The 13860-nt window shown below is 46.7% G+C and carries 6 protein-coding genes; all 6 read right to left on the reverse strand.

Features of this window, described 5'->3' with window-relative positions:
- Positions 1-213: 213 nt before the first annotated feature.
- Positions 214-882 carry a hypothetical protein gene (locus CWB99_RS07795; protein WP_138550355.1) on the reverse strand — a complete coding sequence of 223 codons (669 nt, stop codon included), beginning with the start codon at positions 880-882 and terminating at the stop codon, positions 214-216.
- Between the two features lie 21 nt (positions 883-903).
- A complete protein-coding gene (locus tag CWB99_RS07800; protein ID WP_138550356.1) occupies positions 904-8334 on the reverse strand; it encodes an RHS repeat-associated core domain-containing protein in 7431 nt (2476 codons plus the stop codon).
- A 183-nt stretch (positions 8335-8517) separates the two neighbouring features.
- Positions 8518-8865, reverse strand: a complete 348-nt coding sequence (locus CWB99_RS07805) for a hypothetical protein (RefSeq protein WP_138550357.1) — start codon at positions 8863-8865, stop codon at positions 8518-8520.
- Positions 8866-9062: 197 nt separating this feature from the next.
- Positions 9063-9809 (reverse strand): SDR family oxidoreductase, encoded by a 747-nt coding sequence (locus CWB99_RS07810; protein WP_138550358.1) that lies wholly within the window; start codon positions 9807-9809, stop codon positions 9063-9065.
- A 112-nt stretch (positions 9810-9921) separates the two neighbouring features.
- Positions 9922-13146, reverse strand: coding sequence for a S41 family peptidase (locus CWB99_RS07815; protein ID WP_138550359.1), 3225 nt, complete (start codon positions 13144-13146; stop codon positions 9922-9924).
- A 142-nt stretch (positions 13147-13288) separates the two neighbouring features.
- Positions 13289-13777, reverse strand: a complete 489-nt coding sequence (locus CWB99_RS07820; RefSeq protein WP_138543900.1) for a winged helix-turn-helix transcriptional regulator — start codon at positions 13775-13777, stop codon at positions 13289-13291.
- Between the last annotated feature and the right edge of the window lie 83 nt (positions 13778-13860).

Here is a 13860-nt window from a genome sequence, read left to right on the forward strand (position 1 = left end):
GATCTTCAAATAGATCAGCAAATTAAGTGTTTTTCAGTGATGACTATTTAGGTGGCCAAAATCACTATACCACTACACACGGGTAACATAACGAACGGGATAACGAAAATTCGCTACCCCGCAGGCCTACTCGGCTTGACATCGCTGGAGCGTCCATATATGTCTTTAATTTTTTTAGGGGGATGTCCTTAGTGTCATCTCAACTAAAACCAACTACTCCCTGTCCAACGGTTTCAATCGAACAGCAAACCATAAACCCTCACTAAGCCCTATCTTTTCTTGGCTACTCAGCACACTCCACGGTTTACCTATAAATTCTGATTTAAAAGCAATTGGATTCATGCCTATAACTATCGGTTTATCACACCTCATCTTATAGTTCGTAACCAGCTTACAAGTATTGCTAACCAGCTCTGAGCCAGCAAGATTATTCAAAACCACCTTAAACACGTCTTTGTCCTTATGACTAACCACTCCTTTTTTTGTAGTAACTAACGACCTCAGTGAGTCGCTAAGCCGAGCCTGAGTATCTTCTACCAATCCAAGATCCAACTGAATACGATCAACTGAATTACCCAAGGGCTGTGTTTCAATGAACTCAAACAAAAGGTGAAGAAGCTCTTCGTACTCAGTCATACGAAGGCTATTTCTTCCTTCAATCGCCAACTGATAATCACTCCTAACTTGGAGCAACCAACGATCATTAATTTTTTCTCGCTTGAAAATAATATTGTTTATAAATGTACCATTTCCAAGTTGAACATTTAGGGTGAAATAATAATCACCCGATTTACTTACCTGAACAGGTAACTCAGCAAAAGCTTCGCATTCCCATAAAAGCAATACAACGAAGAAACACATTTTCACTATATAATATTTCATATTATTTCAAGCCGCCAAATATCAATTACTCGCGGGTCTTGTAGGTAAAATCCAAGCTGATCCGCCTACACCTAGAACAGAATTGTTGTCACCATTATACCCAGACCGGATAACTGTTGCATGATCCTGAGATACAACTACTGCTACCTGACCAGCAGATAACGAACTACTTAAAGCACTAAACTGATCGTAAGTAATATTAGTATAGTCTGCCGCTCCCCAAGCATCGCCCAAGTAAACTTCTAATTGTCGTGCAGACAATATATACCGAAAACCATTATTGTCGCCTCCGAAATTTAGATTTGCTCCAGGAGCACCACGTGGAATAGCAGCTCCACTATGGTTAATGCCATGACTAACTCTTGTCGCACAAGAATTGGAATGAGGTCCATATCCATCACCTAAACTACCACCGACGGTGTCCCACACCTCTGCCGTGTCATAATCAGAGTAATTCAGATACTCGTCCCAAAAATCCTCTGAATATGGTCTCTTCTGCGCAAACTTCCCACCATCCTCAGCATTAAACCACCATTGCATGGCAGAAGTGACCGCACCATTGGCAAACTTACCACCTGTCAGTTCAGAGACAGTCCCACCAACAGCACCCGCAATCACCGTTCTTCTCACTGCATCAGCAAAAGTACCCGTTTGCGGTTTCATAAACCCTTTCATGCTGGCTGTCACCATAGAGCTGACAAAACCATGGCCAAATTTCCCCCCTTGCAGAACGGATGTGATCCCACCAACCATAGCATGAGAAGCCACATTGGCCACATTGACCAGTGATAACCCGGCCGCCGCATCAAATGGCAATGCACCGCCAATTACTATGGAGAAGCCTATGGTCATAGCCGAAATATTTGCGGACTTTAACGCGGCCCCAAAGTTGCCTGTGACTGCATAGGTTTTTAGCCCCTGATATAACGGCAATGCCCAGGGCGCATAGATCCCCAATGCAATACTAACGGCTGCATCCAGAATTGGGATCTTGGCAATGGCTTTAAACAGTGCACTTAGCCCCGTGATCTTCATTAACTTCTTCAGGAAGTAACCGCTCGGGTCGTTGTAAGTCAAAGGGTTATTCAGCACATAGCTGTAACGGTTATGGCTTTGCGTTAAATCCGGGAACTGAACAAACGGATCCGCCTGTAAGAAACGACCCAAATTAGCATCATAAATACGCCCGTTCATATGTATGATGTCGAGCTGTTCTACCTGCTCGTGCCCGGTAAAGGCGCGCATCTGTGTCAGTGATAACAGGCTGTGGCCCATTTCAGAAGCCGCATATACCTGCTGCTGCTTACCCCAGGGGTCGTAAATATACTGCGCAACCGCATTGCCACGGTTATTGGTCACCAGCACCGTTGAGCCCAGCATATCGCTGTGTGCTACCTGAGTTTTTTGTGCCAGCCCTTCAACCTGGCTGATAACCACACCACCGGCATACCAGCGATGCTCAATTTGCGATGGCAATGCACTACCACTGCTGTCTTTACCCCCTGACTGCTTGATCAGCTCATACACCTTACCGACGTAATACACCTGCTTAGTTTGCAAACTGCCATTCAACAGCTGTACGTCTTTGCGGTAATAGCGGCTGCCGGCTTCGTCGTACCTGAACTCAGTGTAGGTGTTACTGTCTTTGGTTATCTTATAGGGCTTATCAAACTGCGTATAATCGAAACTACGTTGGCCATCGTTAGTGATATTGCCATGGTTATCATAAGCCATACTATAGTTACGCTTACCACTTGCACCTGAGACAGAAGTCAACTGATACGGGTTGCTGGCATTCGTATAATGGTATGTCCCTACATTGGTGTTGGTCTTGATATTGCCGTATGCATCATAGCCAAAGGTTTGGTTTGCCAGCCGTAACGACACACCATACCGGGTGCTGGCATGGCTTACCGTACGAGTTTCCAGTCGTTGCAGGCCGTTATTTTCATAGCCAAACTCTTCTGTAAATTTGAACGAGTTCTTGCCGAAGCCCGGCTCATAATACTGACTGATACGATGGCGCGTTGTACCACGAATATCATGCTTATAGTTCACCCTATACAGCATCTGGGTAGCATTGGAAATAGAAATTGAGTCAATAAAGGCGCTGTCTTTTTCAAATGACTGAGTCCGGGAAACGCCACCAGCAAAGGTTTGCTGCGTCACCCGCCCCTGCGCATCTACGCTTTCTACTTTACTCAATAACTTATTGGTAGCCGCATCGTAGTTGCTACGTACCTGGCCATTGGTGTAATCCGACCTGATAAACATGCCATTAGGCAAAGCGACCTGGCTAACCTGGCCCAGGCTGTTATAGCTGGAAACCGTCTTAAACTCACCACCGGCATTTTTAGTTACGCTGGTTTCAGGGCGCCCAAGGTCATCAAAAGTGTAGTGCTTACTGATACTTGCCGTGTTATTGGCAATTAGGTTTTCACAACTTGCTGTTGAATCTGTCACGCGGAATTGATAGGAGTCAGTCAGCTTACCAATATTGCGGGCTGATTTGCTGTTACCATAGACATTACAACTGATCAAAGAACGGCCAGATTCGGTTTTATCCAGCTGAACGGTGCGTGCCACCTGACCAAGCGATGTATAGTAGGTCTCTTTGATTTCAGAGCGACCATTCTCTTCTTTGACAACGTTTCCAAAACCGTTGTAATACAACTGCCAGGTCCCTCGACTGGGGTCCTCCACTTTGATTTTTCTGCCATAGCGGTCGTAGTGCGTTGTGGTTGCGGTGTTTTTAAATGCCCTGGTCGTGGAGTCGTAAACCGCATTGGTCGTGCTGACGATATCACCAAAAGCGTTATAGTCAAATTTGACACGGTTCACAACACCCGGATTAGAACCCGTATAAGGGTCTGTCTTATACAGCGTTCTGCCCAGCACATCCTGCATTTCATCGCGTTTGTAGCTGGTTGCGCTGTAGCCATCATTACTGCCACCCACATCCGTGGTCCGAGTTAAATGACCCAAATACTGAATGCTTGTCGCTTTACCACTGGGAAGCGTCGTTTCTTCTAACCGGTTGTAACCATCAAAGTCGAAACGCGTCGTGTACTTAATCTCTCCTAGTTTATATGGCAGTGTCTTGGTGACCGGGTTGTTGTGCTTATCGTAGGTGATATCTTCATACGCCACACTGCCATCGACCAGTGCTTTGGTATTGCGCACATTACGGCCATATCTATCAAATACCTGATACTGCGCAGCCACGCCAGACTGAGTTGATTTAGTATAGTAGTGTCCGCTCACCGATGAGCACAGCGAGCTGCTGCCACAGGATAAGGTTTCACGCTTCTGATAAGTCCCATCCGCTAAGCGGGTCTCCACTACTTCTCCCCACTGGTTCAGCAACTGTGTTTTCGATACACCGTTGGGGCTTGTCTCTGTTACAGATACAATGCGCCCATCCGGGTTGCTAACGCCGTTGTATAAATACGTAACAGCCTGATTTAGTGCATTGGCTTTTCTGATAACCAACTCACCCGTACTGTCATACTGAGTGTAGCTGGAACGGGTCTCAGAGCCTGCGGTGATATCGGTTTGTTTGACATTACCAAACGCATCATAGTGCAGAGTTTTGGTGTACTGATTACTGGCATCGCAGTGATTAACATCATTGCGGCTAGCCGAACTGCCCGAGCACTCAGGAGCCACGGTTTCGCTTTTCAGCATTAAATTATCGTAGTAGGTAAACTCGGTTTGACGCGTCAATAAGGAATATGAAAGGCCTTGCTTAGCAAGCTGAGTTTGTCTTACAGAACTTGATTTTAAGCGTCCATATCTGAGGTAATCGGCGCCAGTGAAATAGGTATTGGCTGTATGGGTTGTATGAGCTGGCGTCCAGTTATCTTCACCCTGCTCTGGCATATGTGTTGTTGTAGTGCTGCTAGTCAGATTCCCCCACTTGTCGCTTAGCCCGGCGTCATAACTGTTGGTGGTCAAAACACGCTTGATAGGACGACGGGTACCATCTGAGCCAATTTGCCAACCTTTTTCGTCACTTTGGCGGAGATAGACAAATAACGAGCCAAGCTTATCGGTGTAGTTCCACCAAGTAGAAGTAGCGTGGGTGATCAACTGATCGCCGGCATAAGATTTGGTAAACTGAGGTTTACCCGTTAAAGGCCAGCTCTGATGATAGCGCGTCGTAGTTTTGATATTGGTCTGCGGATCGGTGGTTTCTATTTCATAAAAACCTTGCGGACCACGACCCAGTTTATCAATCTTAAACCCTGAATATTTATAATTAATACCCACTTGCTGAGTCGAAGAACCGCTGCCATTGGAATCTGAAGCAACATTGCTGACCAGCCACATGCCAAATTTCGGCGAGAAGAAATTCGCATTCACTTTACCTAAAGTATTAAACGCCGGTAAATGAGTGTACACCGCACTGTCAGATATTTTCTTGTAATTAATATCCGTTTCTACACCAAAGCCAGTGGTGATTTTAGTCAGCTTATGAGAAGCAACGCTGGCGCTCAGCATGGTATTACGATAGTGCGCAAAAGTTGCATTGGACGTTGCTGCCGTACTACTGCGTAGCACATCAACTAAGCCATCGCCGTCTATATCGCCGATTTTCAGCGTATGTCCAGTTCCCTTAAGACCGTTACCCAGTTTGGTTTCAGTATATGCAATACTGGAGGCGCTGGTTGTTTCTCCAGTCCAGACGGTGGTCTGCACCCCATCAGTATAGGTCGTGTTGACCCAGATATAACCCTCGTCACAGTTACGCCATGAAGAAGTGGTTGCCACTTCCTCTGCTAATGGCGGCACTTCCGGTTCAATACCATGGGGATGGCCATCCCCTACCCAGCGGCAATACCCCTCACGATTTACCACTCGAGTATGGTTAAGCGCAATAATGTCTGAGATGTTATCCTGATTTACATCAGCAAAGTGGACATTGCCTCGGTACTCTTCCGTACCCATCTTTGCTGAGAGTATCGACAAGCTTTTTGCCGCCTGTAATGGCGCAGCTGCATTGCCGGTAACCAGGCGGTATTGCCAGCCAGTGTTTTTGGCAAAAACCAGATCAGACAAGCCATCGCCGTTTAAGTCAGCAAATCGGATATCTTCAACGCCACTGAGGTCGTATTCGAACTTGCTATAATCGCCAGTTCCTTTACTCAGCAGCAATTTGTGCTTATAGGCGCTCGCGGAACACCCCGGTACTCCCTGAGACATTGGACTATAATCGGTCTTCAGTCTAACAATAAAGTCTGATACACCATCGGCGTTAATATCCGCACTTTTAGTGAATTTATGCTCTATTGAATGAGTAGAATGGCACCCCTGGCTACTGTGATCAGGCGAAAAGTCTCCACTGCTAAACTCATAGAGGCTATTGCCACTGCCATAGTCACGACCTAGTGCATTAGTCGACTCAATGTTCTTGCGATAGAACAATTTTCTACCAGAGCTGTACATCCAGTCAGACAATCCATCACCGTCAATATCAACGAGCATGTTGGAGGTTGAATACCCTGGTGAGAGTGCCACAGCTGAACTGAAGGAAAGTTTTTCTACGTACTCATTCGGGTAACAAATGCCTCTGCCGCGTGTTTGTTCGCGACTGACGCTAACAGCTTGTGAAAACGCCTCTGTATCTGCTGACCGTACCTCATTTAGGTTCTCAGTGTGCATCAAGTCTGCACTGTAAGGCTGCACACCATCATCGCAGATCATATCCGAAACGGTTTGAGTTACGGGCTGATAGGCCTTTGCATACCACTTAGTTGTAGAGCCCGACGTTTCCGCATAGATAATATCGGTATAACCGTCACCATTCACATCTGCCAGTTTAAAATCATTGACCGATTTTAAATTTGAGGTGATCACATCTGTATCCTGACCTGTGATCTTGACACTCAGCGTTTTGCCTGTGCTATTTGTATATAAGAAGTCTGAACGGCCATCACCGTTAAAGTCGGTCAGTAAGGTTGTGGTTCTGATCCCTGAACTCTGGTTCGCTGCCACAGCAAAGCCTACCTCACTGATGTCTTTGTTATAGTTAAATGTAATCGGGTACTTACAAGACTTATCCGCACTGAATGAGGTGCATTCCTGAATACTATTAATGTAGTCATGTTTAGTACCATCACCGTTGATATTGTAGTAACGGTATGCATCACCACCGCGCGTAACCTCAATACCTGAAATGCGTTTTACGTTAGCAACCTTGCCACCATAGGCATAACCATATTGACGGGTATTACGGTCGGTATAATCAAAGTTCACTTTCACCTTGCCGTACACAATACTATTGAGCAGATGATAGCCAAGGCTCGTATTGCTGGTGTAATGATAGGTAATTTTGTTGCCAAAAATATCGCTGATCTGCTTCAATGCCCAAGTGTGAGCGCCTTTCGCAGTGCTACCAGCGGGTTTAACAAAAGCATCACTATCGTTACTTAATGATGTATCGCCATAGTATTTTGTATCGCCATCTTTGGATTCGACAATAAAGCCTTTAGGACCGGTGTTGCTGCCATCCGTACCGATTGCTTTTATTGTCATAAAGTTGGACAGCTCAGTACGATAGGTACTATTTGCCGCGCCATAAGTGCCACTGACCAGCATAAGGCGGCTTCCATCTAAACAATAGCCGTCGCTCTTTTGCATTCGGACCGCCTGCTGTTTGCCATCTGTTGCAATATTTTTTATACAGCGTGTAATGGCTGAGCCAGCTGCAACATTCCAACCATAACCGGCGTTTCCAACACCCGCAGCAGAACTATATGAGATAGACACAGCAGGTTTTATGCCGCCCGGGCCAGCAGGTAAAGCAACCGGCACCGTATAAGTTGCCTGGCCGGTTTCATCAACTCTGAATTCACCCGCAGTGGTATCAACTTTGCTCGCCGGTTCAACAGCGCCCTGACCGGTATACAGAAATTGGCCGTTTGCTGATGCCAAGAACACGTCTGAGCCAGACTTAACATCCGGCCGATCGTCTCCATTGACATCCGTAAGCTGATAGTTATTGGCCAGGTTTGTGCCCGATGGCAATTTGAGGGCGCGGATTGCTCCAGTTTTGGTACTAACAGAGATCAGGCTTGCATCGTTATTAGAGGAAGCATCTGTGAAGAGTACATAATCTCTGATACCGTCACCATCTATATCTTGCCAGCGCAGACGCTCCGTTAGCTGTGCACTGGATTGTAGCTGAGATGTGACAGCGTTAAACTGCGCTTCAGATAAGACTTCACGGTGCCATTGCCCGTTGCTATAGCTCAGCTTTACCAGGCCCATCGGAGGGTACACATGTAACGGAATATTAATCTTGCCCGCAATCAAAACAAACTGCTTAGGTGACTGAATATAGATGTTTCCCGAGCTATCCTCATAGACACTCGGCGACTGTGCAACACTCGCCTGTGCTAGTGAGGAAAACAGAAACAATAGACTTATTATTTGTATTATTGTTTTCATATTTTCCAAATATCCCTGACTGGTTTTATTTGCCTTAGCGCAACAAAAGGCAATCTCTCTGAAACAAAATTCAGGGCAAGATTATAACTAAAATGGGAAAATGAACAAATAATTAATATGAGAAACAATATTGATATATTTCATCACTGAGAGACACGGCTCACTTTGACCACAACTGTAAAATCAAAGGAGCCAATTGTATTCAACTATGAACTTAGCACCATGCTCCAGCCTGGAGCGACAACCAGCATCAAACTTCCCTTCCACCTCATAGTGCCTGCCATCTTCCAATATAGCGTTATCCCTATCCGTCAAGTTGTAAAGCAAAATGGTTTCCAATTGCCGACCACTTCTCGCAGCATCTTCGCGATAATACAGGTATACAGGGTTTCTGCGCTGTGATCTCAATAGTAACCCTTTAACCTCAATAAGCTTTCCATCGTAACGTTCAGGGTCAACAATGACTTTAAGCAGTGACACCTGACTGGATTCAGACAATGCTGATAATGACCATGGAGCTGATAAAACCATGACATGAAAACCACTGAGAAAAAACCAGCTATCGATTAAGCCCTTGATAAAATATAAAACCTTCAATACCTGACGATTAATCTACTTTCCCTGAGAACGGGTTTGCATAATCCCATCATGATTGAACCACCCGTTGCTCAGAAGCCATACCACCTGCAACGAAACACACATTGGTATCAGATAGGCAACCGACTTTCCTATTTTCCACCAGCCAAGTCTATAAAAGTACCGGTGGCATAGCTTGCCTGCTCACTGAGCAACCAGGCGATGGCGCTGGCCACTTCTTCGGGTTTACCACCCCTTTGTAATGGCAGAAGTGAAGCGAGCCTGTCGACTCTGCCGGGCTCACCACCATCGGCATGAATATCGGTGTAAATGCAACCCGGGCGAACGCAATTAACCCGGATCCCCTCTGCTGCCAGCTCCAGAGACAAACCACGTGTAAAGCTGTCTATGGCGCCTTTTGCCGCGGCATAATCAACGTATTCATTGGCACCACCCAGATAAGAAGCTGCCGATGAAACATTTACTATGGCGCACCTGTCCATCTGATGATACGCACGGATCTGTTTAAGTACTTCTCTGGCACAGATAAAATAAGGAGTCACATTGGTGCACAACATCTGATTGATACGCTCTGCGGTCATATCCTCCACGCGCATTTGGCTGGCCAGTACTCCGGCATTATTGACCAGGTGTGAAATCGGCCCTAACTGTGCTTTGATGTCGGCGCACAATTTAACCACCTGTGCTTCTTCACTAATGTCAGCAGCAAAACTGTGTGCTATGCCACCTTGTGCGTGGATCTGAGCAACAACCTGCTCTGCTGCCAGGTGATTCGATTTATAATTAACTGCGACCAGATAACCCTGCTCTGCCAGCAAGTTAGCCGTTGCGGCACCTATCCCCCTGCTGGCACCTGTGATTAACACTACTTTCTTCATTGTTATTATTTTTTCCTGAAAAAAGGGGTGCCAAGCACCCCTTTTATATTGTTTATAAGCTTTGAATCTAACAGATTCAGTGCCTTTGTATCAAATACTTACTCAGCACTGATTACCGGCCAAACTCAGTTGGTGCTGGCGGCACCGTGAGCTGCTTCTTCGGATTTGCTTTCATCTCTTTAAGCAGCTCCTCAACAGCACGCTCCACAGATGGGTCTTTACCCGCGTGGATCAGCTCAGGACGATCAATCACCTCGATGTCCGGGCTGACACCCTCATCTTCAATGATCCAGTTACCGTCATTGTCCAGAATACGGAAAGTTGCAGCGATCACCTGACCGCCGTCAACCAGGCGTGGATTGCCCGAAATCCCGATCAAGCCACCCCAGGTACGGGTACCGATCAATTTACCAAGTCCTGCCTGACGGAAGTAGTAAGGTAGTGCGTCACCTCCAGAGCTGGAGTAACCGTTGATCAACATAGCCTTAGGGCCATCATGAGCAAACTGAGGGGTTTTCGTCGGCTCAACACCACGACGCTTCCAATAATTCAGAGGCTTACGTGCCAGCCAGGTGATCATGTGTTCAGGAATAAAGCCACCGCCATTGTATCGATCGTCGATGATCAGGGCATCTTTGGTTGTTTGTGGCATAAAGTGCTTAAACATGGCACGGTTACCTTCAAACAGCGTATTTGGCAAATGAACATAACCAATGCGACCACCCGATAGCTTATCCACATAGTCCATACGGGACTGGACCCACTCCAGATAACGCAGGCCACCTTCACTGGCGCTAGGCTTCACTGTTACCTTCCAGGCGCCGTCCAGGCTTGGTGTATTATTAAGGCGAAGTTCAACCTGAGTGCCCTGAGTATTTTCCAGCAGTTCGTAGAAGTTGCTCACGGTGTTCACTGCACGGCCATTGACCGATACTATATAGTCTCCCTTGCTGGCATTAACACCAGGCTCGCCTAATGGAGAGCGGAACTCTTCATGCCAGTTTTCACCCTGGTAGATTTTTTCGATACGTACAAACCCTGAGCTGTGCGCACTGATCTGGGCGCCGAGCAGGCCATGTTTCTTGCGTTTCGCTTTAGGCTCATCACCGGACTGAACATAGATGTGACCCGCGTTGATCTCACCGGCAATTTCGCTCAGGACATAATCCAGATCGTTGCGGTGTGCTACGGCATCAGCCATAGGCTGATAGCGCTTCAGGATAGCATCCCAGTCCTGACCATGATGGTTTTCATCATAGAACCAGTCTCTGAGCGTCCGCCAGCCTTCAACATACATTTGCTGCCATTCAACTTTGGGGTCGATCTTCAGCATCATGTTACCAAGATCAAGTTGCGTTGCTTTCAGGTCTTGCTTTGCTTTAGGCTTGATCACACTGTACTTGCCGCCTGCGCGAACAATCAGGTGCTCACCGCCAGCTGCCAACTTATAGTCCTGTACACCCTTGGCAACCGTTTGCACTTTGCCATCTTGTTTATTCGGGATCAGCTTCAATGTGCCTTCGGACAGCGCCAGTACGCCGTCTTTGACGCCATTTAAGTCTTCATAGTCACCCGCTTTCGCAGGCAGTGCCACAACCCGCGACATAAAGCCTTCTACCTGCAGCTGATTTTCAGTTGTACTGTCTTTGCTCTTATCGTCTTTCTGTTCGCTGACAATCGCCGCTTCATCGCTGTTAAACTGTGTCAGAGATGAAACCTTGTCATTCACTGCAACGGCGTAAAGACGAGTTGCATTGTTATACAAATAAGCAAACTCAAACGAGCTAAAGGTCAGGTTGAAATCACGCTCCGATGTAAAATACAGATACTGACCATCCGGTGAGAAAGCCGGATTCTGATCATTGGTCATGTCATCGGTCAGGCGGCTCAATGCTTTGCTTTGGGTATTGTAGTGCCATAAAGAGGCAAAGCGATTGGCATTGTTCTTTACAAAGATCAGATCTTCGCTGTTTGGCGACCAGGTGTACTGCGTGATGCCATCATCATCATATTTGCCGGTATCGATCTTATGCAGCTCTCCTGAGCTTACATCCAGCCACCACATAGTGTGGTTCTTATCGGCAAATAGCAGCTTAGAACTGTCGGCCGACCAGATAGGATCAAAGCGCCAGATAGTGCCGTTGCTGGTAAGTTGCTTAACTTCATTGTTATTGGCACGATCTTTAAGATAAATCTCATATTCACCTGTGGCGTCACTCATATACGCAATATAACGGCCGTTCGGTGACCAGCTTGCGGCAATTTCACGGCCCTCTGCCGTCATGCTCAAGTTACGCGTCGGACCCTGCTCAACCGGAACAGAGAACACTTCACCACGCGCCGTGAATAGAGCACGTTTTCCATCGTGAGAAACGTCCATTGAGTCGATGAACTTGCTGACATTTTTTGTATAAGGCATAGCATACTTGCGTACCCCGGGCACATTGATGGTCAGCTTTTCCGTAGCTTTGGTTGCTTCATCAAAGCGATACAAATAGCCGCCATTTTCATACACAATGGCATCTGGCCCGGCAGATGGCCACAGTACGTCGTACTCACTGTGGTTCGTCATCTTAACCGCTGCTTTGCCTTCACGATATTTATACAGATTTAGGGTATAGTCACGGTCAGAAACAAAGTAGATGCTGTCATTCACCCAGGTTGGTTGCTGATCGGTTGCTCTGTGTTCGGTCAGCTGTTTTGAGGTGTTATTTTCTAAATCATACACCCAGACATCCTGCGCACGACCGCCTCGGCTGCGTTTCCAGGTTCTGAATTCACGGTCTATCGGCGTATAAACAAACTGTTTGCCATCTGGCGACAGCATACCACCCCCGCTTTCAGGAATGGCCAGCGGCTGCTCTAGTCCACCATCTGCGGGGATCATATAAGGACGCCCCATACGTTTACCCCAAGGCGTGCGGTTGGCACGAAACACAATATGTTTGCCATCCGGTGTCCAGTCAAACACCCGGTAATCAAACCCACCACGTGGCGGCATCGGGCCCACATCATTGTAGTAAGTAAGCTGCTTCAGATTAGAGCCATCGGCATCGATCACATAAATTTGTCGGCTGCCATTGTACTCGGCCGCAAACGCAATACGTTTTCCATCTGGTGAAAATTTAGGGAAAGTTTCAAAGCCAACATGATCGGTCAGACGGGTGCTGTTACCCGACTTAGTATCCGCAATGTAGATATCACCGCCATATACAAAAGTCACTTTGTCCTGATGAATATCAGGAAAACGCAGTAGGCGCGTGTCCTGAGTTTGATATGCAGCCGCCAATGGCGCAGCTACAGCCGCAATGGCGGCAACTAGATGCTTGAGTTTCATAAGCCTCACAAATTAGTTTTGTTATTTTATCTCATTCATAATAACAAGTCTGTTCCTAATTACAGCTAACTTGCGGTCAAAAGCTTGTTACAAAATATGAAACCCGAATTACCTATCCATAAACTAGTAATCCGACCGGTGATCACTGAAAGTTGAGAACTTCCACACCTCTGTCTTCTTTTATGTGCTCTATCACCATATAAGTATGATTAGTCCCAACTCCCGGTATTTCAACAATCTGCCCCAGTACCTCGCGATACTGACGCATATCCTGCACCCGGATCTTCAACAGGTAATCAAATCCGCCAGCAACCATATCGCAGGCTACGACATTGGGGATCTCCAGTACGTGCTGCCTGAACGTTTCAAATACAGACTCTGTGGAGCTTTTTAGCGTGATTTCAACATGCGCAACCAGATGCTGTCCCAGCTTTGCAGCATTTAATTGGGCAGCATAACCCTCAATATACCCTTCTGCCTCCAGTTTTTTCACGCGGTCGAGGCATGGGCTGGGGCTCAGATTGACGGCTTTGGCCAGGTTTACATTGGAAATACGGGCATTTTTTTGCAGGATATCCAGAATTGCCATATCGATCCTGTCGAGCACCCGCGTTTTAATTGAAGTGGTCATTCAGCATAAAATTCTGTGCAGCTTCGCAATTACCCGCAAATTTACCGTAATCAAAAAAAATAAGACAGCATATTCTGCTGTCT

It is taken from the genome of Pseudoalteromonas rubra, assembly GCF_005887095.1.
In the GTDB taxonomy this organism is placed as follows: domain Bacteria; phylum Pseudomonadota; class Gammaproteobacteria; order Enterobacterales; family Alteromonadaceae; genus Pseudoalteromonas; species Pseudoalteromonas rubra_E.